The organism is Pseudomonas sihuiensis (assembly GCF_900106015.1).
In the GTDB taxonomy this organism is placed as follows: Bacteria; Pseudomonadota; Gammaproteobacteria; order Pseudomonadales; family Pseudomonadaceae; genus Aquipseudomonas; species Aquipseudomonas sihuiensis.
The window spans coordinates 1,947,795-1,971,017 of sequence record NZ_LT629797.1 but is presented as its reverse complement, the minus strand read 5'-3'; the positions used below and the strand labels follow the sequence as shown (position 1 = coordinate 1,971,017).

Annotated in this window: 39 protein-coding genes and 1 pseudogene; 17 read left to right on the top strand and 23 right to left on the bottom strand. The window is 64.1% G+C overall.

Going from position 1 to position 23,223, the window contains the following annotated elements:
* Nucleotides 1-149 precede the first annotated feature (149 nt).
* The 22 genes from BLT86_RS09385 to BLT86_RS09280 form a co-directional block, all read right to left on the bottom strand.
* Entirely contained in the window at nt 150-518 is a 369-nt protein-coding gene (locus BLT86_RS09385; RefSeq protein WP_230875511.1) for a Mor transcription activator family protein, read from the bottom strand.
* Nucleotides 515-1,063, bottom strand: coding sequence for a hypothetical protein (locus BLT86_RS09380; protein ID WP_092376293.1), 549 nt, complete (start codon nt 1,061-1,063; stop codon nt 515-517). Before BLT86_RS09380 ends, BLT86_RS09385 begins: the two co-directional genes overlap by 4 nt.
* Nucleotides 1,063-1,629 carry a gp16 family protein gene (locus BLT86_RS09375; RefSeq protein ID WP_092376290.1) on the bottom strand — a complete coding sequence of 189 codons (567 nt, stop codon included), beginning with the start codon at nt 1,627-1,629 and terminating at the stop codon, nt 1,063-1,065. The genes BLT86_RS09380 and BLT86_RS09375 overlap by 1 nt, the downstream gene beginning before the upstream one ends.
* Nucleotides 1,630-1,845: a hypothetical protein gene (locus tag BLT86_RS09370; RefSeq protein ID WP_092376286.1), complete on the bottom strand. Its 216-nt coding sequence runs from the start codon at nt 1,843-1,845 to the stop codon at nt 1,630-1,632.
* A complete protein-coding gene (locus BLT86_RS09365) occupies nt 1,829-2,557 on the bottom strand; it encodes an HNH endonuclease signature motif containing protein (RefSeq protein ID WP_231976565.1) in 729 nt (242 codons plus the stop codon). The genes BLT86_RS09370 and BLT86_RS09365 overlap by 17 nt, the downstream gene beginning before the upstream one ends.
* Nucleotides 2,557-2,766: a hypothetical protein gene (locus tag BLT86_RS09360; RefSeq protein WP_092376283.1), complete on the bottom strand. Its 210-nt coding sequence runs from the start codon at nt 2,764-2,766 to the stop codon at nt 2,557-2,559. The genes BLT86_RS09365 and BLT86_RS09360 overlap by 1 nt, the downstream gene beginning before the upstream one ends.
* Nucleotides 2,763-3,008, bottom strand: a complete 246-nt coding sequence (locus BLT86_RS09355) for a hypothetical protein (protein ID WP_092376280.1) — start codon at nt 3,006-3,008, stop codon at nt 2,763-2,765. The genes BLT86_RS09360 and BLT86_RS09355 overlap by 4 nt, the downstream gene beginning before the upstream one ends.
* A gap of 1 nt (nt 3,009) precedes the next feature.
* Nucleotides 3,010-3,624 (bottom strand): DUF3164 family protein, encoded by a 615-nt coding sequence (locus tag BLT86_RS09350; RefSeq protein ID WP_092376278.1) that lies wholly within the window; start codon nt 3,622-3,624, stop codon nt 3,010-3,012.
* Entirely contained in the window at nt 3,617-3,799 is a 183-nt protein-coding gene (locus tag BLT86_RS09345) for a hypothetical protein (protein ID WP_092376275.1), read from the bottom strand. The genes BLT86_RS09350 and BLT86_RS09345 overlap by 8 nt, the downstream gene beginning before the upstream one ends.
* Nucleotides 3,799-4,053, bottom strand: a complete 255-nt coding sequence (locus BLT86_RS09340) for a hypothetical protein (protein WP_078458503.1) — start codon at nt 4,051-4,053, stop codon at nt 3,799-3,801. The genes BLT86_RS09345 and BLT86_RS09340 overlap by 1 nt, the downstream gene beginning before the upstream one ends.
* Nucleotides 4,050-4,400 (bottom strand): hypothetical protein, encoded by a 351-nt coding sequence (locus BLT86_RS09335; protein ID WP_092376272.1) that lies wholly within the window; start codon nt 4,398-4,400, stop codon nt 4,050-4,052. Before BLT86_RS09335 ends, BLT86_RS09340 begins: the two co-directional genes overlap by 4 nt.
* 2 nt (nt 4,401-4,402) lie before the next feature.
* Nucleotides 4,403-4,828: a hypothetical protein gene (locus BLT86_RS09330; protein ID WP_092373998.1), complete on the bottom strand. Its 426-nt coding sequence runs from the start codon at nt 4,826-4,828 to the stop codon at nt 4,403-4,405.
* Between the two features lie 3 nt (nt 4,829-4,831).
* The gene (locus BLT86_RS09325; protein WP_092374001.1) at nt 4,832-6,001 is read right to left on the bottom strand and encodes an ExeA family protein; all 1,170 of its coding nucleotides are present in this window, start codon (nt 5,999-6,001) and stop codon (nt 4,832-4,834) included.
* A complete protein-coding gene (locus BLT86_RS09320) occupies nt 6,001-7,761 on the bottom strand; it encodes an integrase catalytic domain-containing protein (protein ID WP_092374004.1) in 1,761 nt (586 codons plus the stop codon). The genes BLT86_RS09325 and BLT86_RS09320 overlap by 1 nt, the downstream gene beginning before the upstream one ends.
* Before the next feature lie 2 nt (nt 7,762-7,763).
* Nucleotides 7,764-8,690: a hypothetical protein gene (locus BLT86_RS09315; RefSeq protein ID WP_092374007.1), complete on the bottom strand. Its 927-nt coding sequence runs from the start codon at nt 8,688-8,690 to the stop codon at nt 7,764-7,766.
* On the bottom strand, nt 8,690-8,968 hold the full coding sequence (locus BLT86_RS09310) for a hypothetical protein (protein ID WP_092374010.1): 279 nt from the start codon (nt 8,966-8,968) through the stop codon (nt 8,690-8,692). Before BLT86_RS09310 ends, BLT86_RS09315 begins: the two co-directional genes overlap by 1 nt.
* A gap of 14 nt (nt 8,969-8,982) precedes the next feature.
* Nucleotides 8,983-9,282 carry a helix-turn-helix domain-containing protein gene (locus BLT86_RS09305; protein ID WP_020306249.1) on the bottom strand — a complete coding sequence of 100 codons (300 nt, stop codon included), beginning with the start codon at nt 9,280-9,282 and terminating at the stop codon, nt 8,983-8,985.
* Nucleotides 9,279-9,539 carry a hypothetical protein gene (locus BLT86_RS09300; protein ID WP_092374013.1) on the bottom strand — a complete coding sequence of 87 codons (261 nt, stop codon included), beginning with the start codon at nt 9,537-9,539 and terminating at the stop codon, nt 9,279-9,281. The genes BLT86_RS09305 and BLT86_RS09300 overlap by 4 nt, the downstream gene beginning before the upstream one ends.
* Nucleotides 9,532-10,020, bottom strand: a complete 489-nt coding sequence (locus BLT86_RS09295; protein ID WP_078458511.1) for a hypothetical protein — start codon at nt 10,018-10,020, stop codon at nt 9,532-9,534. The genes BLT86_RS09300 and BLT86_RS09295 overlap by 8 nt, the downstream gene beginning before the upstream one ends.
* A 339-nt stretch (nt 10,021-10,359) precedes the next feature.
* Complete coding sequence (locus BLT86_RS09290) at nt 10,360-10,857, bottom strand: hypothetical protein (protein WP_092374016.1); 498 nt, start codon at nt 10,855-10,857, stop codon at nt 10,360-10,362.
* Nucleotides 10,858-10,868: 11 nt separating this feature from the next.
* The gene (locus BLT86_RS09285) at nt 10,869-11,117 is read right to left on the bottom strand and encodes a helix-turn-helix domain-containing protein (RefSeq protein WP_078458513.1); all 249 of its coding nucleotides are present in this window, start codon (nt 11,115-11,117) and stop codon (nt 10,869-10,871) included.
* Nucleotides 11,118-11,197: 80 nt separating this feature from the next.
* Nucleotides 11,198-11,860, bottom strand: coding sequence for a Mor transcription activator family protein (locus BLT86_RS09280; RefSeq protein ID WP_092374018.1), 663 nt, complete (start codon nt 11,858-11,860; stop codon nt 11,198-11,200).
* A 98-nt stretch (nt 11,861-11,958) separates the two neighbouring features.
* On the opposite strand from BLT86_RS09280, the gene BLT86_RS09275 reads away from it, so the two are divergent.
* Nucleotides 11,959-12,402, top strand: coding sequence for a helix-turn-helix domain-containing protein (locus BLT86_RS09275; protein ID WP_231976566.1), 444 nt, complete (start codon nt 11,959-11,961; stop codon nt 12,400-12,402).
* A gap of 36 nt (nt 12,403-12,438) precedes the next feature.
* Entirely contained in the window at nt 12,439-12,741 is a 303-nt protein-coding gene (locus BLT86_RS09270; RefSeq protein ID WP_092374024.1) for a zinc ribbon domain-containing protein, read from the top strand.
* An 85-nt stretch (nt 12,742-12,826) separates the two neighbouring features.
* On the opposite strand, the gene BLT86_RS25750 is transcribed toward BLT86_RS09270, so the two are convergent.
* Nucleotides 12,827-13,339 carry a hypothetical protein gene (locus BLT86_RS25750; protein WP_157719645.1) on the bottom strand — a complete coding sequence of 171 codons (513 nt, stop codon included), beginning with the start codon at nt 13,337-13,339 and terminating at the stop codon, nt 12,827-12,829.
* A gap of 179 nt (nt 13,340-13,518) precedes the next feature.
* Here BLT86_RS25750 and BLT86_RS09260 point away from each other — a divergent pair, with 179 nt between their 5' ends.
* The 15 genes and pseudogenes from BLT86_RS09260 to BLT86_RS09205 all read left to right on the top strand — a co-directional run bounded on the left by BLT86_RS09260 (nt 13,519) and on the right by BLT86_RS09205 (nt 23,187).
* Nucleotides 13,519-13,821, top strand: coding sequence for a putative holin (locus tag BLT86_RS09260; protein WP_231976567.1), 303 nt, complete (start codon nt 13,519-13,521; stop codon nt 13,819-13,821).
* A 101-nt stretch (nt 13,822-13,922) separates the two neighbouring features.
* A pseudogene (locus BLT86_RS09255) lies at nt 13,923-14,525 on the top strand (transglycosylase SLT domain-containing protein); the annotation flags it as partial.
* Between the two features lie 168 nt (nt 14,526-14,693).
* Nucleotides 14,694-15,116: a hypothetical protein gene (locus BLT86_RS09250; protein ID WP_092376269.1), complete on the top strand. Its 423-nt coding sequence runs from the start codon at nt 14,694-14,696 to the stop codon at nt 15,114-15,116.
* Nucleotides 15,004-15,234: an Rz1-like lysis system protein LysC gene (gene lysC, locus BLT86_RS26555; protein ID WP_456239052.1), complete on the top strand. Its 231-nt coding sequence runs from the start codon at nt 15,004-15,006 to the stop codon at nt 15,232-15,234. The genes BLT86_RS09250 and lysC overlap by 113 nt, the downstream gene beginning before the upstream one ends.
* A complete protein-coding gene (locus BLT86_RS09245; RefSeq protein ID WP_092376266.1) occupies nt 15,235-15,555 on the top strand; it encodes a DUF2730 family protein in 321 nt (106 codons plus the stop codon).
* On the top strand, nt 15,552-15,848 hold the full coding sequence (locus BLT86_RS09240) for a VpaChn25_0724 family phage protein (RefSeq protein WP_092376264.1): 297 nt from the start codon (nt 15,552-15,554) through the stop codon (nt 15,846-15,848). Before BLT86_RS09245 ends, BLT86_RS09240 begins: the two co-directional genes overlap by 4 nt.
* 2 nt (nt 15,849-15,850) lie before the next feature.
* Complete coding sequence (locus BLT86_RS09235; RefSeq protein ID WP_092376261.1) at nt 15,851-16,399, top strand: phage protein Gp27 family protein; 549 nt, start codon at nt 15,851-15,853, stop codon at nt 16,397-16,399.
* The gene (locus BLT86_RS25745) at nt 16,399-16,548 is read left to right on the top strand and encodes a hypothetical protein (RefSeq protein WP_157719668.1); all 150 of its coding nucleotides are present in this window, start codon (nt 16,399-16,401) and stop codon (nt 16,546-16,548) included. The genes BLT86_RS09235 and BLT86_RS25745 overlap by 1 nt, the downstream gene beginning before the upstream one ends.
* A complete protein-coding gene (locus BLT86_RS25920) occupies nt 16,548-16,715 on the top strand; it encodes a hypothetical protein (RefSeq protein WP_167377317.1) in 168 nt (55 codons plus the stop codon). The genes BLT86_RS25745 and BLT86_RS25920 overlap by 1 nt, the downstream gene beginning before the upstream one ends.
* On the top strand, nt 16,708-18,366 hold the full coding sequence (locus BLT86_RS09230; protein WP_092376258.1) for a hypothetical protein: 1,659 nt from the start codon (nt 16,708-16,710) through the stop codon (nt 18,364-18,366). Before BLT86_RS25920 ends, BLT86_RS09230 begins: the two co-directional genes overlap by 8 nt.
* A complete protein-coding gene (locus BLT86_RS09225; protein WP_092376255.1) occupies nt 18,360-19,928 on the top strand; it encodes a DUF935 domain-containing protein in 1,569 nt (522 codons plus the stop codon). Before BLT86_RS09230 ends, BLT86_RS09225 begins: the two co-directional genes overlap by 7 nt.
* The gene (locus BLT86_RS09220; RefSeq protein WP_092376252.1) at nt 19,918-21,147 is read left to right on the top strand and encodes a PBECR2 nuclease fold domain-containing protein; all 1,230 of its coding nucleotides are present in this window, start codon (nt 19,918-19,920) and stop codon (nt 21,145-21,147) included. The genes BLT86_RS09225 and BLT86_RS09220 overlap by 11 nt, the downstream gene beginning before the upstream one ends.
* Before the next feature lie 2 nt (nt 21,148-21,149).
* Entirely contained in the window at nt 21,150-21,713 is a 564-nt protein-coding gene (locus tag BLT86_RS09215) for a phage virion morphogenesis protein (RefSeq protein WP_092376249.1), read from the top strand.
* Between the two features lie 428 nt (nt 21,714-22,141).
* Complete coding sequence (locus BLT86_RS09210) at nt 22,142-22,873, top strand: BRO-N domain-containing protein (RefSeq protein WP_092376246.1); 732 nt, start codon at nt 22,142-22,144, stop codon at nt 22,871-22,873.
* The gene (locus BLT86_RS09205; RefSeq protein WP_092376243.1) at nt 22,870-23,187 is read left to right on the top strand and encodes a hypothetical protein; all 318 of its coding nucleotides are present in this window, start codon (nt 22,870-22,872) and stop codon (nt 23,185-23,187) included. Before BLT86_RS09210 ends, BLT86_RS09205 begins: the two co-directional genes overlap by 4 nt.
* Nucleotides 23,188-23,223: the final 36 nt, after the last annotated feature.

Sequence of the window (23,223 nt, the reverse complement as noted above, 5' to 3'; positions counted from 1 at the left end):
GTTCCCGCCTTCGCGGGAATGACTGTGCAGGCTTGAGAAAAATAACACAGGGAAAGCGCGATAAAGGCGGGATATAAAGGAACGAAGGGGAAAATAGCGGGACGGGGTTTGTAACAGTGTTGCCGTAGGTGAAACGGCGGCGGCCGGGGTTACAGGCCGTCGCCGAGGTCGAGTTTGTGCTGATCGCGGTCGAACTTCCTGTCCTGCGTTCTCTTGAGTAGCTTGTAGATCGCATTCTCTGTCATGTCGTACTCAACGGCCAGCGCGTGGTGGTTGCGGCCGTTGAATTTGCCCAGGATCTCCAGATCCCGCTGAGTGATACGCCAGCGGAAGTCCTTCGGGAACGTGACGCAGCTTCCCGCCCAGGTATTGGACAGATGCTCGACCACCGCAGCGCCGGCCTGCTCGGCGATCTTCGCGTCGACACCGTGCTCAGAAACCACAGCCGCAACGTGGTCGGCGATATCGCTGAGTAGTTCGTGGCGCTTCTCCGCCATCGCTGTGGGCTTGTTGCTCATGCGCTCCCCCTTGCCGCTGCTATGCGGCGTTCGGCTTCCTCTTCATTAATAAGGCCCAGGCGGCGATCGGCTTCGATGCGGCCGAGGGCGTCCTGCAGGATCTGTTGAGTGGTGGCAGCCGCGCGGGCCGGCTTGGCCGGCGCGGTTGCTTGAACCTGTACGGGATCGCTGGCGATGCCGTAGACCACCGCACGCAGGTAGTTGTGGTTCTCCAGCGGCAACGTCAGGCGATCGCGGGCGATCAGCATTTGCTCGATGCCGGCCGTCCAGATCCTGGGCGGCGCCGGCTTGGTGTCGTTGGTGCGGGCGTCCTTTTGCACCGTGCCGGCGTTGACCAGGTCGAGCAGCTCCTCCAGCAGCTTGATGGCGCGGGTCATGCGCAGGCTGCGTTTGGCCGGGCTGAACAGGCGCAGGTAGTTGAGCACCGCCCGGCCCAGCTTCGGATCGAGGCCGGCGAGCATTGCCGCCAGCTTCTTGCCGTCAGCGTCTGCAAAGCCGGCCTCGATCGGAAACTGCTCGCCGCAGCAAGGGCATTGCAGCTGCATCAGTCGCCCTCCTGCGCGTTGACCGCCGCATTCAGGGCATCCACCAGGGCCTTGAGGATTGGACGCTGCCTACGCCAACCCTCGGGCAGCTCTTCCAAACCCTCCAGGCGCTCTGGAGTGTCCACCCCGAGGCGCTTGCAGAGGGCTTCCACCTGGTGGAGCAACTGGCGCTTCTCCTGCTCGACGTGCAGAGCAGCGATCAAGGCATCGAGGTGCTCGGCCTTTTTCAGCCAGGCCACCCGCTGAACCTTGAACATCTGCAACGCCATGGCGTCGGCATAGGCCCACGGCAGCCCCATGTCAGCGAGCTGGGCCTCGATCTTGTCGATACGCGGCCCGAGCTGCTTGGCGTTGTGCGGTTTGCCTGCTGCCTTGCTGCTGGGCTTCGGCTTGAAGCCCAGGCGCTCCAGTTCGACCATCAGCCGCCCGGCCTGGCGCTGGTTGAGGTCTTTCGAGGACTCGACGCCGGCCACGCGGCGCAGCAGCGCGCGATAGCTGTCGTCATCCATGCGCAGCTGCTGCTTGGCGATGTGGATCTTGCTGAGTACGCCTTTCGAGATCGACATCTATTTGCCCTCGTGGCCGATCTGCAGGAAGCCGCTACCAGCAACGCCGCCGAGATGCTCCAGGGCCTTCACTTCGACCTTGGCGGACTCAACGATCACTGTACCGACCAGCGCGATGGCCTTGGCACGCTCGATATCGAGTGGCTCATCCTTGTCCAGGAGGCCTTCGATGGTCTCGAACAGGTGATTGCGCAGATCCTCAATTTTGTTCTTCATCTTGCTCAACCTCTCTGATGGTGCGTTTGAGCTTGGCTACCGTGCGGATTGCGGCTTTCAGCTCCGGCGGGTAGCGATGGATGGTGTTTCGCTGCATGCGCTCTGCCCTGGTGAGCAGCTCTAGGTTGTCCAGGGCGATGTTCTGCTTATTGCCGTCCTTGAAGCAGAGGATCAGCCCCTTGGGTACCGGGCCGTTGTGCTCCTCCCACAACATGACGTGCACCTGTTTCCAATCGCTGCGATGACGGGTATCAGTGACCTTTCGCCATAAGTAGCCATCGCGGATCTGCTCGGTACCTACCGGCACCCAGTTGTGCGGCATGTGCCCCTTGCCGAACTGGGTTTCCTTGGCTCGGCCTCCGGCCTTCCAGCCTTTCATGCCCTTGTTCCAGGTTGTGTGGCCCTTCTGGAACCTGAACGCCGCGCCAGTCTCTGGGGTGAGGTTTCGGCAGTGCTTCTCGATGAACGCCTGGGACTTATGCAGGCCCATCTTGTTGGCCTTCGCGAGCACCTTGGATACCGAGCGCCCGAGTTCGCCGGCGAGTACCTCGGTCAGCTCATCTGCGTAGCGCTCGCGAAGCAGCTGCTCCTCCTCGGCCGACCAGAACTGCTTTGTCTGGCGGCCTTCGAGCTGGTCCATACGCTGATGAACAGCCGCAACCATCACCCTCAGGTCGCGCAGGGCTTTGGCTGCATTGCTGGTGCTGCCCATCACTGCGCGCTCTGCAGATCCTGCAGCCCTTCGAGGATGCGACCTGTGGCTTCCAGGTCGTCGGCCAGTACGGCCACCAGGATCAGCTGACGACCGCTGTCGAGTTCCAGACGGATCATGTCGAAGTGGCTGGAGTCGGTAGCTTCTGCAGTTTGGATAACGTCCAGGAGCGTGGTGGTTTCGGTGTCTTTCCCATGGAGAAGGCTCATTGCAGTACCTCCGGCGCCAGATCGTCGTTGTCCTCGAAGTCTTCCTTGAGGATCAGCAGTGTCTCGTCGGCAGCAGCCTCGATGACCTCGCGGAAGCTCTCGAACTGCTTGCCGGTTACAGGATGGTGTGAGGGAGCCCCCATCGCATGCTTGGTCGCGGTTCTTGCCCAGCTGGGCATGGCCTGGAAGCTGCGATCCAGGCGGTCGATCAGGCGTGCGCGGTCTTCGGTAGAAAGTGCCATCTCACACCCCCGCCAAGCCAAGGTTGACGGGTTCGTAGCGGTCATCGCCTACGCGCTTATAGACGCGGATATAGACGGCCTTGCCGTTGACCTGGATCGCATCCTTGAGGGCGCGCATGGCGGTTTTCCACTCGGGGTCATCGATATCCAGGCGCAGCAGGCCAAGCACGTCGTTGGTGCGAATCTGGCCGTTGCGGCCGGTGAAGGCTCGGTCGACCAGAGCCAGCAGGTGCGTGTGAGCACCGGCGCTCCACTTGTGGATGCAGGTGTAGATCAACTCCTTGGTCGCGAGGATCTCTTCGGTGAAGGTAAGGCGATCAGCCAGGGCCTTCTCGATCTTGAACTCGCCGTCATAGGTGGTGATGGAGACGTTGCCCTTCTTGCCGCCCAACTTGACCTGGTAGCGCTCCAGGGAGATGGCGATCAGGTCGTCGATATCGGCCAGGGCCTTGGCCTTGAACGCGGCAAGCGCTTCGCTGATCGCCACGGCTTGTGTGGCCAGCTCGCGGGCGACGCTGTCGCGCAGCTTGTCGTGCTCGCGCACCTGGTGCTCCGGCACCAGGTGGCCGGCGGCGTTTTTGACGAAGCCGGCGGGGATTTCGATTTGGTCAGCCATGGGTTTCTTCCTCGGCTTGTTGGGTATTGACTTCGATTTCGGCCTGTACCGCCTCGCGGAAGCGGCAGATCTCGTCGTTGAGCTTGTGACCACCGATGGTCGGGTAGGCCGAGGCGTAGCCGGCGCTGCGTTTGAGCAGCTCCAGGGCTTCGCGCAGGCGTGCTTCGAGGTTCATCAATGCACCCTCCCGTCAGCGGGCTTGAGGTTGGCGCGGTAGGCCTGGGTGAACTGCTCGACCTGGCGCATGACCAGCGCGTTATCGCCGGCCATGTGGGCCTCGCACATCACAGCGATCTGAGCGCAGAGCAGATTGCTGGCCTGGGTGAGGTGGTGCAGCGCGAGCGAGAGCTGGTTGTAGCGATCGTCCATGCGCTGCATGGACTCCCGCATCTCGGTCAGTTCCTGCTGCAGTTGTTCGGCCTGGCTCATGACGGCAGCCCCTTTGCCGGCGTCAGCCAGCAGACGTAGCAGCCGCCGAGGCGGACGCTGTTGATGGTGTGGACGCCTTTGGTGCTCCAGCTCGGGCTGCGCCATTCGCTGCGGAACGATGCGGCGAGCTGGTCGGAGTCCTCGGCGTTGATGAAGATCTTGCCGTCGAGCGGCGATGCGGCCTCGATGCGCACGCCCACCGCACGCAGGCGGCGGGTCATGTCGTTGAGGGCGCGGAGCTTGTCGGCCAGGTCAGGGGTCAGCACGGTGCACATCGGTAGCGCGTGCTGGATCGAGATCTCGGCGGCGATCTTGGCGCTGAGCGGGATGACGTTGGGAGCGCGCATGGTCACTCCTCCTCGTCGCTGGTGGGAGCTTTGCGCTCGATGGACAGCGGAAACTTCTCGAACTGCTGCTCGGCAATCGCCAAGGCGAAGCGCCAGCCTTTTAGCATCGCGCCCTGCAGGACGATGGGATTGGCATCAGCCTCGCCGAGGCGGATCTCAGTGCCCTCTACCGCCTGCTGCAACTTGCCGAGGTTGCCAATGCGGTGCTGGTGCCACTCGATCAGCGGCTTAGCCAGGTCGAGCTGCGCTTCCTGGGCCCCTGCGGTATGGGCTTCGTCCTCGAAGGCAGTGACCATCTCCAGCAGCACCAGCTTCTCCAGCTCGGCCTGCTCCAACTGATTGCCCTGGTCGAACGGCCCGCCGACCATGCTCCAGGCCGAGGCGTACACCTGGGCCTGTTCCATGACTTGTTCGATGGTGATGGCCATGGCTCACACCCCCTTCACAACATCAGCCGTGATACGGCTTTCGCCGATCTCGGCGGCGAGGTTGAGGGCGGCGTTGAACAGGTTGCCGATGGCCAGCGGGTAGAGCTGGCTGGCGCCGTCTTTGCCCGAGCTGCCCAGGCGCTCGATGATGGCCTGCACGCCGCTGGCGTCGATCAGCTCGTCGAGCTGCTTGCCAGCGTGCTTGCAGCGGAATGCCAGGTGCGCGTCCAGGTCACCGACGGTGATGGGCTGCAGTTGCGCGATCTCGATGCGCTGGGCCACCTCGCGCACGTCGCCGTTGCGTGGGCTGAGCTTGATCAGCAGCTCGGGCTGGCCGATGAGGATGATCGACAGCAACTTGTCGAAGCCGTGTTCGAGCTGGTCACGCATGCGCTTGAGGTGCTTGAGCGTGGGGATGGGCAGCGAGTGCGCCTCTTCGATGATCAGCACATGGCGGAAGCCGGCGCCGTGGCTGGCCTTGAGGGTGGCATGCATCTGCGCGAAGCGGGCCTCGGGGCTGGATTTGGCTTTCTCCAGCGGTGCCACAGCGGCCATCACAGACTCGGCAATGTGGGTGGCCTTCAGGGATTTGCCCTTGGTGTCGTTGTCCTCCATGCCCAGCACGTAGGGTTCGATAACGATCACCGGTTCATTGCGCAGGCGGTGCGCCAGGTCGCGGCGCAGGGTGCTCTTGCCGGCGCCGGATTCGCCCACCACGGCGAGGAAGCCGTCATGCCGGGCGGTCTGGTACATGCTCTCGCGGATGTAGCGGATATCGGGGCTGAGATACATCTCTTCGGCGGCTTTCAGCTCACCGAATGGATCGTGGTGCAGGTTGAACGCCCGCTTGGTGTCTGGTCGCAGCACTTGTTTAGCCATTAGCATGTCGGGGCACTCCTGGGTTTCGTGATTGTTTTCCGGGGTTGCAGGGGCCTGCGCGTTGGCGCGCGCAGGCTCCATCTCTTCGAATGCGGTGCGCGCCTGGCAGAAAAGCGCACCGTTGTTCATCAGGTAGTCCGTGATCTGCCACTGCAGCGAGTCCTGCTCGATGCTTTTGGGCCACTGACCGTGGTTGATCAGCTGCGCGATGGCAGCCGGGCTCAGCTTCACTGCCCTGGCCAGGTCGGCCTGGCCCTTGCCGATATCGGCGAGTACTTTTTTCAGGCGCAGCATCACTCACCCCCAACAAGGCGCAGGCCTGGGCGTGCGGGCGCGGTCAGGCGCGTGTGGATGGCGTCCAGCTCGGCTTCGGGTACGCCGTTGGGGTAGTCGGCCTTGAGAGTGGCCAGGTGCTCGGCGTTCCAGGCGCTGCCCATGCGGGCGCGCAGCGCCTTGGCGGCTTCGATAACGGTGAGCGGCTTGATCTCGACCGTGGCCACGGTGACGCGGGTTTCCAGCTCGGTGCCGCGCTTGGGCAGGTAGGTCGGCAGGCTGGTGTCGGTCAGGTGCTTGTGCGGGTCGATGGTGTTGCCGAACGGCGTTACCTTGGCCTTGCGTGCCTTGGCGGCTGCCTCTTCGCTGTCGGTACCGGTGGCCAGTTGTTCCAGCAACTTGCGCGTCACCTGGGCAGGCGTTTCCGCATGGCGTTTGTGCTCTTCGCCCAGTACAGCTGCGCCTTCCACGAAGCCGTATTCGTCCCGATCCAGGCGCTCTATCACGTACAGAGTCTGGTGGCCGTTTTCGTCGCGCAGCACGGCCTGGGCACTTTCCCCATCACGCCATGGGTTGCGGGTGATCAGCAGTTTCTCGTTGACCATCACGTCCGGCACGCTGCGCACGTCGTACAGGGCGCCACGGTAGGACACCTGCAGCAAGGTGTTGACCTTGCGCAGCTCTGGCGCGCTGATGGCCATTTCCCTGCACACCTCCGCCGGCGGCGCGATGCGCAGCTGCTCGGGCTTGATCTGCATCCACACGCCATAGCGGGTACGGCGTGTGCGGGTATGAATGGCCGTGGCATTGAAGGCGCGCATCCACTCGCCAGCACGGGCATTGATGTGTTCCAGGGATTCGGCTTTCTCCAGCTTCAGGCCGCTCTCGAACTCGCACTCGACGATGTTGTGAGCCTGCTCCACCTGGCCTTTGGCGCGGGCGTTGCCGACTTCGTTGATGATCAGCTCAATGCCCAAGGCCTGGCACAGGTTGCGGAACATCGCAGAGGTCATGGCCGCACCGGGGTCGGTCATGATCATGAAGGGCACGCCGTGGAACGGGTCATGCTCGCCGCGCTTGACCATGGCGCTGATCAGCACATGGCAGATGTTCTCCGCGCTCTCGGCGCCCAGCACGTACTGAACATAGATGGTGCCGCTGGTATGGTCGGTGATCACGTAGCGCCATAGGCGCTTGCGCTCGATCTTCTTGAGGTTGGCCGGCTTGCCGTCGTAGTACTCGGCGGGGTTGATGGTGCGGGCACCGTCGTCGTCCAGGTAGAACTGTGTCGATAGCGAGGCGTCGATTTGCCAGACGTGGTTCGGGTGCTTGCTCGACAGCGAGATGGCCGGTGCTGGGGCCAGCAACTGCTTGGGGTGCTGGCCGTGCTGGTACAACGCACGGCTGATGGCGCTCTCGCTCATGGGCTTGAGTTCACCGGTTTTCTTGTCCAGCACCTCGGCGCGAATCTTGCCATTGGCGCGCAGGCGCGCCACCACCAGCTTGATGGATGAGAGCTGTTTGTCGTTCTTGCGGATGCTTTCGATCCACAGCGCCGAGATGAGCTGCAGCTCGCGCAGCGGAATGCTGGTGTTGCCAGCATCCTTGCGCTGCTTGCGGGGTTTGTCCTTCACGGTCAGTACCTCCAGTTTGCGGTACAGCGTGGCCAGTGACATGCCCAGCCGTGCCGCCGTTTCCGCATACAGCGCGGTGCGGTTGGCGCCGGCCTGCTGGGCCTGGCCGTAGGCCGCCAGAATCTCCTGGGCATGGATGGGGTTCATGGTCAGGCCTCGGGCAGGTCATCGAGGCCGAGCAGGGTCTGCCAGCCGGGCAGTTGATCCGGGTGCAGCTCGGGCAGGTGGAACTCGCTGCGAATGGCCATCAGCGTCACCTCCAGGTTGCGCACCAGGGCGGCGGTAAAGCTGCGGTGATCCTCGCCGGTCTGCTGGGCCAGTTGCTCCAGGTCGGAGAAGGCCTTGCGCAGGGTGCCCTGCAGGGTGCTCTCCACCTCGTAGGCGGTGGCCACCACCTCCTGGCGCAGCTGCTTGGCCTCCTCGACGGGCTGCACCACGATGACCTTGGGCTTCTTGGCCAGGGCGGCGGACAGCTCGTCGATCTTGGCGTTCTTGTCGGCGTTGACCTGGGCCAGGGCCTTCTTGTCCTCGCGGGTTTCACGCAGGGCTTTGCGCAGTTCCTTGACGGACATGGTGGCGACGTCGTCGAGGCTCAGCTCGCCGGTCTGGCCAGTGAGTTCCAGCTCCTGGATCTCTTCGTCGTCCAGGACGAGCATTTCGAAGAGCTTGGACTGGTTGCCCAGGGCCCTGGTCAGGGCGGAGTCGCTGCCGAGGCTGGCGAAGCGGGTAACCGAGCGCATGAACTTGCGCGCCACGCCATCGTCAATGCCCAAGGCATCTAGACGCTCAATGAATTCGCCATGGCCACATGCCTCTCTGAGCACTCGTATGCCACGCCCGACTTCGAGGCAGGCCTCGACGCTGCGGCGCATATTGGCGGCGATGTCGCGCTGGATCAGGTCCGGGTCGGTGCAGTCGGCGGGCAGTTGGTAGCCAATTTGCGCCGCCACGGCGCGCACCTTGGCTTCATGTTCGGCGCTGAGCGTGGCCACCTGGTGCTGCTGTGTCAGCAAGGCCTGGCCTTGCTGCAGGTCGTCTTCGGCCAGCTCGATGGTGGTGTTGGGTTTGCGTGGCATCAGGCAGCCCTCCGCTCATCACCAGCCAGTTGCTGCAGACGCGCGATAGCCTCGGTGCGGTTGCCGTTGGCCTCGACCAGGGCATTGCGGAACTCGTCGGCGCCACGGCGGCAGCCGTAGTAGTAGGCGTCGAACTCAAGGCTCCCCTGCGGGTAGTTGACGGTGGTGGGTTCGCCCTCGATGCGCAGCTTGAGTGCCGCACAGAGGCCCTCGATATAGATGCTGCTGTGGCGGTCGCCGCCGCGTAGCAGGTGCTGGGCCAGTTTCAGGTAGTTCATAGCGTGCTCCTTGGTTAATGGGCGCTGATGCGCGCCTGGATCTCGGTGATACGTGCTTGGCCGCGCTGCAGCTCTTCAGCGGTGGCCATGGCGTACTTCAGAAACGCGATGCTCGGTGCGAAGCGGCCGGTGTCGAGCCGCGTGGCGAAGCCGGCCTCGATCAGGGTGTCCATGTAGCGGGTGATGTTGGCCGGGCTCTCGCCCAAGCCCTTGGCCAGCTCGGTGTTGCTCAGGCCGGTGAGGGTGTGGCCACGCAGCGCGTTGAGTACGCGCAGCACGCGCAGGGCGCTGTCGCTGGTGCGTTTGGTGCTCATGCGCAGCGCTCCATCGGGACGACGACCAGGGCGCCGGATTGGTTGATGCCGGGTTGGCCACCTACGGCGGTCGCCAATTGCTCGTGCAGGCTCATGGCCTCGTCACGCCAGCCTTCGGCGCACTCCTCCATGCGGGCCAGCTCGGCACGCAGGCGGGCGTTCTCTTCGTCCAGGCGTGTAACCTCCTGGCAAAGCTGCTCCAGGGCTTGTTCGTCCAGGCGACGCAGCAGCGCGCGGATATCGATGGCCTTATTCATCGTCAGCCACTCCAAAGTCGAGTTGAGGGGTTTGCGCCTGGGCGACGTTGCCGTGGTGCCAGGCGAGGGATTCGAGGCCGGCGCGGATGGCGTCCAGCGTTTGCTCGGCGGTTTGCTTGCCGTCGTAGAAGGCCATCAACGCGCCGGTGGTGTTGTGCAGCACGCCCTGCAGCTGCTGCAGGTCGCTGGCGTTGCAGGCCTTGCCGACCGGGATGTCGACCAGGAGCTTGCCGTGGGCGGCGGCCAGGTAACGGGTGATCAGCGGCAGGCCGCAGGCTTTCTCCAGTGGCAGCACCATGGTCAGCGGCAGGCGGCCATTGCCCATCCACTTGTAGAGCGAGCTGGCGTTGTTCTGGCACAGATGGTCTGTGGCCAGCCGCTCGATCCCGCGGTTATGGCGCTGCAATGCATGCTCGGCGCAGCCGCTCATAGCCTCGGCGGGCGAGCGCGGTACCCAGTGTTTCCAATTGCGGCGGGTCATTGGATGGGGCTCCTTGGGGCCGCTTGCGGCGGCTTCCAATCAAAAACTCTGTTTCGCCCTTGGCAATGTCGTTACCCAAGGGCCAGTCTGTTGGTGGCATTCACCAACACGGGAGAACAGTGGCCATGGCTGACGACATCAAGCAGTTACGCGCCCAGGTAGAGGCACAGAGCTGTGTGATCCAACACTTGCTGGTGGCTTGCATGCGGCACGGGATAATCGATTCGCATGTACTGGCCGAGGAGTGCCGAACCCGCAGAGACAGCCCTACGTCCATTGCGGCAGAGCCCGGCGCAGGCCGGTTGCTGCTCATAGAGCTGGAGGCCTGGGCGACACTGATCACTGATCAGCACCTGGCAGATGCAGGGCCTCAAGGCGATTGAGTGCCTCGGCTTCGTCAAGGTTTTTGGCCTCGGCTTCATCCTGCAAACGCTGGTAAACCGATTGCACGGAAAGCCCCATGGCATGCGCCAGACGAGCGCAGCGCCCAGCACGGGAGTAATCAACACCAATAAACGGGTCTAGAGCGGCATCCAGACCCTTCAGCTGACGAAGCCTGACGGCAGCCTCGACGATACTGAGGGGGCGTACATCTCGGCTGGTGAGGCGATCCCCCACCAGCCGCCCTGCGCCGATCAGCATCAGGCGGTCAACCAGCTTGGCGGTACCGGGCGTGGCCAGGGTGCGATCAACGATGACCAAAGCCTGCTCTTGGGCTTCTGCCAGGTGCGCGGCAATGGCTGGGCCGTCGCCAGGTGCACAGGCGATCAGGGCGTTCAGCGCGGCGCGCCAGGCGTCCATCGGGTGGGGGATCAGGTCGATGTGTTCTACGTGCATGGCGGTAACCCTCAAGCGGCTTGGTGGGTTTGGGTTGGGTTGGCTTTCAGGCCCAGGGCCACGGCGGCGTGGTGAGCGTCGCCGCGCAGGCCTTTGAGCCGGCCGCGCAGCAGGTCGACCATGGTCATGCGGTCGATACCCAGCTCACGCGCCCAGGCGGATTTGTTGATGCCGTGCGTCACGAACCAGGCGTTGGCGCTTTCCGGCGTTTGTGGGTACGGCAGCGGGGCCGCGCTGGTGGTGGTTGGGTTGCCTTTCATGCTTGGCCTCGTGTGGTAAATTGCGGTTTTCGAGCAAGGAGCGGCGCTGATGGATCAGTTGGAACCATTGCTGGGCGCGATCAGGGAGCGGCATCAGGAGCAGGCGGCTCACCTGCATGGCCTTGAGTGCCTGGTGGGGTTTCTGCTGGCGCAGTTGAAGGCGAGCCCGGGTTGGTCGGCAGAACGCTTGCTGGATGCCCTGGAGGCAGAACAACGAGCACAGCTGGAGCGTGATCCGGAAGCCCCGCAGCTATGGCCGTTCGAACAGCTAGCGATGCAGTTGAGTTGCCTAGCTGGCCGCCCAGTGTGGCCAAGCGACCTGCCCAAAGCGCTTCAACGGGGCTTCCCCAGGCTTGACTCAGCACCGCCTGGGTTGCGGCTCGCAGGTGCTGATATTCAGCACGACGAATGAGTTGGTAGATGGCGTTTGGAGTAGTGCCGAAGCGCTCGGCCAGTTCGGCCTGGTTGGTGCCATTGAAGGCTTGCAGGATTTGCGCGTCCCGTGCGGCAAGTTGCGCTGCAAAGCCCTGCGGGATATGGCACGCGGTGCGCTCGGCTACGTATGCGTCGAGCTGCTCGGCAAAAGCCTGGCCAACACCGGCTGGGTCAACGGTGACGCGGGTAGTTGGGAACAGCAGGCGCATGGCATCGAGCACGGCCTTGAACGCACCAACGACAAAGGTCAAGGGCAGATCGCTGGAGAATTCGATATGTAGGTTGTAGGTGTTCGGCTTGGGGTTCATGGCGGCTTCCTTCGTGGCTAAGCGAGGTGTTGCGCTGTGGTGTGTGGTTAATAATGGGGAACGAATGTTCCCCTGTCAATGCGCAAAGAGGAATATTCGTGCCTCTTTTTGGAGAGCGCTTGCGCGCAGAAAGGGAACGCCTAGGGCTTGGCCAGCAAGAGATGGCCGAGAAATGCGGTGTGACCATGCGTTCGCAGCGGAACTATGAGAAAGGTGAGCGGCAGCCTGATGCCGCCTATCTGGCTGCATTTACTGCGCTTGGTGGTGACGTTCTCTTTTTACTTACCGGGCATGGTGATCAAAAAATGACTGATCAGTCATATCGGTCGACGGCGACCGATATGACCGAAAACACAAATCCAGTCACGCATTCCGTGGCGGCTGAGCCGCTGGGTGAATACCGGTTGAACCGGCGCGAGAAGGCGCTACTGGAAAACTACCGAGGCTCGGACGAAGAAGGACGACGAGCCATGGAGAGCACAGCGAGTGCTCTGGCGCACAGGGACAGTGCGAAGAAGAAGGGACGCCAAGGCGTCGAATGATGACTAGGCCTGCATGGCCATCAAGGAGGGTTACCAATGGCGCTGATCGAATGCCATGAGTGCAAGCGGGAAATCTCTGACCAGGCCAAGGTTTGCCCTGGTTGCGGTGCCAAGGTGCGGGGTGAGCCAAAGAGCTACGCGTGGCTCTGGACGATCCTGATTCTGTTGGCTGGGTTTGTTTGGTACAGCACGGTTACCACCAAGGAGCAGCGCCAGGATCAAATGGCCTATGAGCTATGTCTGCAGGATATGAAGAAGTTTCCAGGCAACCCAATTGTCGCCGGGACCTGCACCATGCTGCGTGACAAGTACAAAGCCAAATACCACCGAGAGCCATGAGGGCACATGAGCGACTACGGCGAAGGTGACCTGGACCTGCTGTTCACCATGTTCGAAGGGGTGATGCAGGCCCAGGAGTACCTGACTATGAGCCTTTTACATACCGGCGCGCTTGATCGCGCAGGCCTGCAAGCCAGGCTTGAAGCCGCGCTAGCCAGGGACGATTTGCGGGTTGGCACGCAAATCCCCCTTTCGCGGATGCTCGAGGTTGTGAAGGGGCAGCAGCCGACCCCGCCGCCCCGCTGGACGCCTCGGCTGATTCCTGGAAAGAAGCCTGACTGAGCCGCTGCTGGGCTGCGCGCTCGACTTCGGCCCGTCGCGCGGGCGCTTCACGGTTGGCGCGCTCGAAGTACTCAATCATGCGCTGCTCATTTTGCGCGGGCGAATGAATACTCAGGGCTTGGCGAAAGGCACCTGGGTTCGCTTCGATTGATGCGAGCAGTTGCTCTATGTCCAGATCACGCTTAGCAGCCTGTCCCGGCTCGCGCAGTACTGCTTCTGCGCGGGCCTTGAAGTCGGCCAGGCTTTCACCGTTCTCAATGCTGTAGTCGATGATCTGGCGAAGTATCGCCAGGCGGTCGGCGTCGGTCGTCTGCATATCGGTTGCCCTCTGCTGGTTTCGGCTGCCGATCCTGCGCCCTTGCCTGGGCAATGTATTTTTGCCGCGTCCAAATTACTCCGCGCGCGCGCGAGGCGAAGCTGTGATCTCTGCCGTTTAAGACCGGCACTTATTAGCACAGCAACGGCCAGGGATTGGCCAACCTCGGAGCGCAACCCATGGCCACCTGCCAGAACAAGCCCAAGCGCCGCTTCCTGCCGCGCATGACCGTATTCGCTGTTATCTCCATCCTGCTGCTGCTGGCCATCTGGTACGTGCGGCCCGAGCAGCTGCAGGTGGTGCTGTACAAGGCCAGCCTGATCACCATCGGCGCCGTGCTGGGTTACTACATCGACCGAGCGGTGTTCCTGGATGAAGCACGCCCGCATCAGTGCATCGGTGGCATCCATATCGTTGGGGCCTGGCTGCGCCGTGCACTGATCGTGCTTGCGTGTGTGCTCGGCATGACGCTGGGGCTGTAGTCGTGAACCGCCTCAAGCGTTGGCTGGCCGAGGCCGGCAACGATCTCGCCATTATCTGGATGATCGAGCCGCGCCTGTTCCTGTGGCCGCTGATCCTGCTGATGTTCGCAGTGGGCCTGTTCATCGTGCCCAGCGCCGACGCTGCGAGCATCCCGACCGCTGCCGAGCAGCACCGCCGCACCCTGGTGCGCGCTGCGCATGCCGAATGGGGCCTGGGTGCGCCTGTGGCGACCTTTGCCGCCCAGGTTCACCAGGAGAGCGCCTGGCGCGTGAATGCCCGGTCGCCTGTGGGCGCCGAGGGCCTGGCGCAGTTCATGCCGGCTACGGCGGACTGGATGGCCGAGATCTACCCGCGCAGCCTGGGCCCGGCGCAGCCGTACAACCCAGGCTGGGCACTGCGGGCGATGGTGGCGTTCGACCGCTGGCTCTACGAACGAAACCAGGCCGTGAGCGAGTGTGACCGCTGGGCCTTCGTGCTGGCCGGATACAACGGCGGCAATGGCTGGGTGAATCGTGACCGCAGGCTGGCATCGGCAAAGGGCGCCGATCCGCTGGCCTGGTTCGATTCCGTCGAGCGGCACAACGCTGGCCGCTCGGCTGCCAACTTCCGCGAGAACCGCCATTACCCGCGCGCCATCCTGCTGCGCTGGGAGCCCATGTATGCGGCTGCCGGCTGGGGGCCTGGCGTGTGCGCCGACAGGTATAGCCGCCATGAAGATTCCGACGCTGTTTCTGCTCGCCACGTTGACCAGCAGTTCGCCTGCCGCCTGCTCCCGGAACTGGTTGGCTGCCGCCGAGCTGTTCGCATCGCCGCCGCCCCGCGAGCGCCACGCGCCGCGGCTGCCGCGCAAGTTCAGGCGTAAGGGGCGGAGATGATCAACCGAATCGTCATCGGCATCTGCGCTCTCGTCGTGCTGTGTATAGCGCTGGCAGTGAGCTGGCTGCTTGGGTCAAGCACGGCCTATGACCTGGGCTACGCCGAGGGCAAAGCAGCTGCAGCCGAGGCGTGCCAGCAGGCCCAGCTCGATGCCCTGGAGGGTGTGATCGACAGCACCAAGGGGTTGATCGCCGACGCCAATGCCGCCAGCCAGGAGCTGGGCAAGACCATCAGCGCACGCCGGCAGGCGGACGCACAGACCACCAAGGAGATCCGCCATGCGCTCGCTACTACTGCGCCTCAGCGTGCTGGCTGTGTGTTCGACGCTGGCGTCATGCAGCAGCTCGACGACGCGCGTCGTCGAGCCGCCGAGGCCGCTGCCGGCGGAGTACGCACGTCAATGCCCGCCGCCCGTTGAACCGCACGATAACAGCGCCGATGCCGCCGTGGTGGCGCTCAAGGAGCTTTATGACCAGTACGGCGAGTGCGCTGGCCGGCTGGTGGACCTGGTGAATTACCTGCAGGAGAAACGCTAGATGGATATGGACTTCGCCCTGCGGCTTGGCCAGTTCCTTTTCACCCTGATTGTCGGGGTGTTCTCGATTACCGCAGCGCGCCGCGCCAGTTCGCGGGCCGAGGCCGAGGAGTTGGCCGGGCGCCTACGCGACCACGACAACCGCATCCTGGTGCTTGAGCAGCGCATGGATCATCTACCTGATGGCAAGCAGCTGGCCGATCTGGCCGGCGATATGAAGGCGATCAAAGCCGAGCTTGCGGGGGTGGCCCGAGAACTGGCCCCTTTGGCCAGATCGGTCGACCGAATCAATGACTACCTGTTGAACGCGAGGCCGCAATGACTACGCCATTTTCTGACTACCTGCGCCAGGATCAGCGCCTGGTGATGCTGCGCATCCTCTCTGAGCTGCCGCAGTTCCGCTCCAACTCTTCGGTGATCGCCAACCTGCTGGGCCAGTTTGGGCACCACCCGAGCCGCGACCAGGTGAAGGGAGACCTGACCTGGCTCGGCGAACAGGGGCTGGTGTCGATCGACGATATCGGCTCCGTCCTGGTCGTAACCCTGACCGAGCGCGGTGGCGACGTGGCTGCTGGCCGCGCCTTGGTACCGGGCGTCAGCAAGCCGAGGCCCTGACCATGGGCCGCAAGTCGAGCATCGACCGGCTAGAGCCGGCAGTCCGCACCCACATCGAGAAGCGCCTGCGCGAGCGGCGCCTCACCCTGGACGAGCTGATCGAGGATCTGCACGAGCACTTCCCCAGCGCGGACAAGCCCAGCCGTTCGGCGATCGGCCGCTACAAGGTCAGCTTCGACGAGATGGCCAAGCGGCTGCGTGAGCAGCAGGCCATGGCCAGCCTGTTGGTCGAGGAGCTGGGCGAGAACCCCAACGACAAGGCCGGCGCGTTGATGGTGCAGTCGATCCAGACGCTGACCACGCACGCCGCCCTGGGCGCGCAGATCGACGACGAAACCACCATTGACGACGTGCGCAAGCTCGCCCGCGCCGCGAAGGACGTGCTGCAGGCCAGTAAAGCCAGTCGCGAGGAGCGTGCTGCGATTGCCCGTGAAGCCCGTGAGGCGCTGATCGCGGAACAGGAACAGCGCCTGGAAGAGATGCGCGGCAGCGACGGTATGAGCGAAGAGTTCGAAGACCGCATCCGCCGCGTACTGATGGGTAAAGCCTGATGAAGCGGCTGGTGCTGATTTCCGTCCTGCCAGTCCTTGTTGCCGAGGTCATCGCCAAGGAAATACGGCGCGCCTGGTTCAACCTGGCGGTACGACAGCTGGTGTGTGCGAAGTACCGTGTGTGGCTCAGCTACTGGAGGGCCAACTGATGGAGTTCTTGGCTGCTATCGGCCTGCTCTGGATCGGCTGGCTGCTGGGCTGGCGCCATGCCCATATCACCGTGGCCGCTGAGTGCGAGCGCCTTGGCGCCTTCTACGTCGGTAAAACCGTTTACCGCTGCACCGCCATCGAGCCGAAGGAAGAGCCCAGTGAGTGAGCCAGAAGCCAAAGCGCTCAAGGCGCTGACCAAGCCGCGCAAGATCGATCTCGCCGCCGAGCTGGAGCTGCATGGCGTAGTCGTGCCCCAGGACATGGCCGATGCAGTACCGGAAGCCGAGGGCGTATTCCTGCCGTACCAGCAGCGGTGGTTCGACGACACCAGCCAGATCATGATCGCCGAGAAGTCGCGCCGTACCGGCCTGACCTGGGCCGAGGCCGGGCGCAACGTGATCAACGCCGCCAAGCCGCGGCGCCGTGGCGGGTGCAATACCTTCTACGTGGGCAGCAAACAGGAGATGGCGCTGGAGTACATCGCCGCCTGCGCGCTGTTCGCCCGTGCGTTCAACGAGATGGCCCAGGCCGACGTCTACGAGCAGACCTTCTGGGATGATGGGCGCCGCGAGGAGATCCTGGCGTACATGATCCGCTTCCCGAAGAGCGGCTTCAAAATCCAGGCGCTCAGCTCGCGCCCGAGCAACCTGCGCGGCCTGCAGGGCGATGTGGTGATCGACGAGGCGGCGTTCCATGAATCCCTTGAGGAGCTGCTCAAGGCCGCCCTGGCGCTGACCATGTGGGGCAACAAGGTGCGGCTGATCAGCACCCACAACGGCGTCGACAACGCCTTCAACAGCTACATCCAGGACGCCCGCGAAGGCCGCAAGGATTATTCGATCCATCGCATCACCCTGGACGACGCCCTCGCCCAGGGGCTCTACAAGCGCATCTGCTACGTCACCAACCAGGAGTGGTCGCCCGAAGCCGAGAAGCAATGGCGCGACAAGCTCTACAAGAACGCCCCCAACGTCGAGTCAGCCGAGGAAGAGTACGGCTGCGTACCGAAGAAATCAGGCGGCACCTACCTGAGCCGGGTGCTCATCGAACAGGCCATGGTCAATGACCACTCGATCCGTATCTACCGCTATGAGGCGCCCGAAGGCTTCGAGCAGTGGACGCCTGAGATGCGCGAGGCTGAGATCCGCGCATGGTGCGAGGAGAACCTTGCGCCCGAGCTGGCGCGCCTGAACGCGCGCAACCGCCATACCTTCGGTGAAGACTTCGCCCGCCGTGGCGACCTCACTGTATTCACGCCGCTACAGATTGACCCGTTGCTGCGCAAGCGCGTGCCCTTCGAGGCCGAGCTGCGCAACCTCACCTACGAGGCGCAGCGCCAGGTGATGTTCTTCATCTGCGATCGCCTGCCACGCCTGAGTGGCCTGGCGTTCGATGCCACCGGCAACGGCGGGTACCTGGCCGAGCAGGCGGCGCTGCGCTACGGCGCCGGCCTGGTCGACCAGGTGCAACTCAGCCTGGCCTGGTATGCGCTGTGGATGCCCAAACTCAAGGGCGAGCTGGAGGCCTTCAACCTGCAGATCGCCCGCCACCAGACCCGCCTCGACGACCTGCTGTCGATCAAGGTGGAAAAGGGTGTGCCGGTGATCGAGAAAGGCCGCACCAAGGATCTGCAGGCGCAGGACAGCAAGGCCAAGCGCCACGGCGACAGCGCCGTATCGCTGGCCATGGCGGTGCGGGCCAGCTTTATGGAAGGCGGCGCCATCGAGTTCACCGCACTGCCGCGCCACAGCCGTGGCTTCGATAACGTCGACGACAACGACTCCGACCTCACTCTCCCGGAACCTTCAGCATGGTGACCACATCCCGCATCCTGGGCCCAGACGGCCAGCCGATCCGCCTGGCCGAGATCCGCGAGCCGCAGACCGCCCACATCACCAGCCTGCACCACGAAGTGGGCAACCACCCCTCGCGCGGCCTGACGCCGAGCAAGCTGGCGCAGATCCTCGATCAGGCCGAACAAGGCGACGTGATCGCCCAGTACGAGCTGTTCGAGGACATCGAAGAGAAGGACGGCCACGTGTTCGCCGAGATGGACAAGCGGCGCCGTGCCGTCGCCCAGCTCGAATGGCAGATCGTGCCGCCGGACAACCCCACGGCCAAGGAGAAGGAAGCCGCCGCTGCCCTGCAGTCGCTGTTGGCCGGGCTGGATGACTTTGAGCTGATGCTGTTCGACGTGACCGACGCCATCGGCAAAGGCTTTGCCTGCCTGGAGTTCGACGGCTGGCACCGCGTAGACGGTGACTGGCTGCCGCGCGCGATCGATCACCGGCCGCAGACCTGGTTCCAGCTCACCCGTGGCGAGCGCCGCCAGGAGATCCGCCTACGCGGCTCGATGGGTGGTGAGGCGCTGCAGCCGTTTGGCTGGATCACCCACGTGCATAAGTCCAAGAGCGGCTACCTGGAGCGCAGTGCGCTGTTCCGCGTGCTGGTGTGGCCGTACCTGTTCAAGAACTACAGCGTCGGCGACCTGGCTGAGTTCCTGGAGATCTACGGCATCCCCATGCGCGTGGGCAAATACCCAGGCGGCGCCACCGAGAAGGAGAAACTGACCCTGCTGCGTGCCCTGGCCCAGCTCGGCCACAGTGCGGCAGGCATCATCCCGATCGGCATGGAGATGGACTTCCTCAACGCCGCCGAGGGTGACCCGGCTGCGTTCAAGCTGATGATCGACTGGTGCGAGCGCACCCAGAGCAAGGCCATCCTGGGCGGCACGCTCACCAGCGGCACCGGCGATGGCACCAACACCAACGCCTTGGGCAACGTGCACAACGAGGTGCGCCTCGACCTGCGCGACTCCGACGCCAAGCAGCTGGCCGCTACGATCAGCCGTGACCTGGTGTACCCGATCGCCGTGCTCAACGGCCTGGCCGACAACTGGAAGCGCTGCCCGCGCCTGGTGTTCCCCACCCAGGAACCGGAGGATCTGAAGGCCTATGCCGAGTCCCTACCAAAGCTGGTCGGGATGGGCTTCAGGATCGGCCGCCAGTGGGCTCAGGAGAAGGTGGCCATCCCCGAGCCGGTCGAGGGCGAGGATGTGCTGCAGTTGCAGGCCGAGCCATCGGCGCCGACGCCACCCGAACCGCCGGCAGTGCGTGCGGCAGCTACCGCACAGAAGCCGGCCACCACCGCAGCCCAGCGCCTGGACGATGACCTGCAGCCCATCACCGGCCAGTGGATCGTGCGCATTCGCCAGCTCGTCGAGCAGGCCGAGAGCCTGGAGCAGATCCGCGATGGCCTGGCCGAGCTGCTGCCGGACATGACCCTGGAGCAGTACGCCGAGGCCATGGCGCAGGCGCTGGCCGCTGCCGCCCTGCAGGGGCGCCTGGACATCGTCCAGGAGGCCGCCAATGGCCGTTAGCGCCACGTCGCTGCCGTTCCGCGAGCAGAACGAGTTCCTGCGCCGCAAGCTGAACCTGCCCACCAACGGCTGGACGGACGTCTACGGCCGCGAGAACGACTATGCGTTCGTGGTGGCCGGTGCCAACCGCAACGACCTGGTGGCGGACTTCCACCAGGCGGTGCAGCGGGCGATCGAGGGCGGCACAACTCTGGAGGCGTTCCGCCAGGACTTCGACCGCATCGTGGCCAAGTACGGCTGGAGCTACAACGGCGGCCGCAACTGGCGCTCGCGGGTGATCTACGAAACCAACATGCGCAGCAGCTACATGGCTGGCCGCTATGAGCAGCTGCTGGCCGTGCGCGAGGAGCGCCCTTACTGGCAGTACCTGCACAGCGACGCGGTCGAGTACCCGCGAGAGGAGCACGAAGCCTGGAACGGCATGGTGCTGCGCTGGGATGACCCGTGGTGGCAGTACCACTTCCCGATCAACGCCTGGGGCTGCCAATGCAGCGTGCGGGCGCTGAGCGATGACGACCTGGTGCGCATGGGCAAGACCGGGCCGGACACGGCGCCGCCGATCGTCTTCGAGCAGCGCACCATCGGCCAGCGCAGCCCGCAAGGCCCGCGCACCGTCGAGGTGCCTGTGGGCATCGACCCTGGCTTCGAGCACATTCCCGGCCAGTCGCGGCTGGAAAGCCAGGTGCCGGTACCGCGCCCGGGTGAGGAGCTGATCCCGTCTGCCGCGCCTGGCCTGCCCAACCGCCGTGCGCCGGATGCGCTGCCGGTACCGCGTGTGATCGACCCCGAGACCCTGCCGCCTGCAGGCATGAGCGATGCCGAATATGCCCGCCGCGCGCTCGATGCCTTCGGCGCCCAGCTCGATGCCGCCGAGCTGCTCACCGACGTCCTGGGCGAGCGCATCGCTGTTGGCCCGAGCATGTTCCAGCAGCCCAGCGGCGCCCCGGCCGTGCAGAGCCAGGGCGAGCTGCTGCCGCTGCTGGCGGAAACGCTGTTACAGCCAGACGAAATCTGGACGCGCCTGGAGTACTCCGAACCGCTGCGCAAATCCCAGGTGCTGCGCCGCTACCTCGGCCGCTTCAACCTGGGCCAGCAGCTGACGCAGCTGGTGGTCATCGAGCTGGCCGGCAACGCCTGGAACTGGGATATCGAGGCCGACCGCGAGGGCGTGGCCCAGCTGCTGCGCCAGGGCGTGCGCCTGTACCGGCGCGAGGACTGACCATGGCCGGCGCTACGCTTGAGTTCGATGCGGTTGCCGCACTGGCGGTGGTCAATGAGGCTGCCGCCGCGCTGGCCGACCCGGCGCCGATGCTGCGCGATATCGGCGAGTACCTGCTGATCGCCCACGACCAGCGCTTCGCCAGCCAGGCCTCGCCAGACGGCACGCCCTGGCAGGCGCTGTCGCCGGCCTACCTCAAGCGCAAGAAGAAGAACCGCGACAAGATCCTGGTGCTTGATGGCTTCCTGAAGAACACCCTGCGTTACCAGGTGAACAACAACGAGCTGCTGTTTGGCACCAACCGCATCTATGGCGCCATGATGCACTTCGGCGGCAGTATCGATATCGCCGCCCGCAGCCAGCAGGCCTACTTCCGCCAGGACGGCAAGACGGGCGACGTGGGCAACCAGTTCGTCAGCAAGCGCAAATCCAACTTCGCCCAGTGGGTCACCATTGGTGCCTACACCATCCAGATCCCGGCGCGCCCCTGGCTGGGTATCAGCGATGACGACAACTACGCGATCGCCGGCATCGCCACCCGTTATCTGATGCCAAATTCCGCATAACGCCAAAACGCGCCAGGAAGGCCCCTAGAGGCGTTTGGGGGCTGCCGTTGTACGCGTCGGGCTGCCTCTGGCCCTTTCCGGGGCTGTTTGGGCGTTTATAAACACGGCTCTGCATCAGGCCTGGAGTGAGTTTTGGGCCAAAGCCTGGGAAAACCGGGAAAATGCCGAAAAATGGTAAAACTGTTGCCAAGGCGGCAACGCTGGGCTAGGGTAAAAGCACTAAACCTTACGGCAGCCACGGCACTGACCACGCCGCCTGCCGCCAGCCCTCGGGCTGGCGTTTGCATTTTTACGGTCGGGATGAGAGCGCGGATACAACACCCTTCGGGGGAAGAAGCGCCAGGGGTCCGTAAGGCCCTAGTTGAGTCCCGACCACCTGATGGGCTACTAATCCATCAGGCATTGACTGAACCTTACGGAGTCCCACCATGACCGCTCTTACCTTCCGCGACACCCGCCTCGACGTGATCGACCGCAACGGCCAGCGCTGGCTGACTGCTGAGCAGATCGGCTTGGCCCTTGGCTACGCGCCAGACAACGCCCGCAAGGGCGTCATCAAGCTCTTCAATACGCATAGCGACGAGTTCACCGAGGCGGATACATTCGTCGCCGTTTTGGCGACGAATTCCCGAGGCAATCCAAACACCCGTCTTTTCTCCTCCAGCGGCTGCATCCTGCTCGGCTTCTTCGCCAACACCGCCCGCGCCAAGGAGTTCCGCGTGTGGGCCAAGCAGGTACTGGCCGCCCGGCCGGCAACCGCCGCCCCGGCACGCGGCCCGTCCGGTCGGGTGCTGATCACCCGTGCCATGGAACGCCAGGTGCTGGAGCTGTTCGTCGCCGGCTGGCGGCAGCGGGCCATTGCCGCTGAGGTGGGGCTATCCGCTGCCGCCATCAACCTGCTGCTGCATGCCAAGTATCAGTTTTCCCCGGCGGCTGGCGAGCCACAGTGCAGCCCCGAGCTGCTCGCCGCTGTGGCGGTTAAGCACCTGCAGAACGAGCAGGCGCGGCTGATCGAGCAGCAACAGCGGTTGGCCCAGCGCTTCTGCAACTCGGCGCACAACCAGCCGCTGGCCGACCAGCTCGACCGCATTGGCCGGCACCTGCAACAGGCCGCCGCCGTCGTCCTGCTGCCGCTGAGCAGCAAGGATGGTGAGCAATGAGCCTGCATGAGCTGCGCCCCGACCAAGTGGCCGCGATTAACGCTTTTGCCGCACGCCGCCTGGCCGAACGCATGGGCGCCCTGAGCGCCCTGAAACAACTGCTGGCCGTGCCGCTGCCGGTGGATGCCGAAGGTGACGAAACCCCGGCCATGCTCGACCATGTGTCGCGCAGCGACCTGTGCCAACTGGTGGACGTGCTGGCCGGCGACCTGGAACAGCAGGCCTACAAAGTGCAGGAGCTGGCCGACCAAGCCCTGCACAACACCCTGGCCCTGCTGGACTACCCCGCCGACCACGCCCTGCGCGTGCGCTGACCCTCCCTAGCCCGGCCTCACGCCGGGCTTTATTTC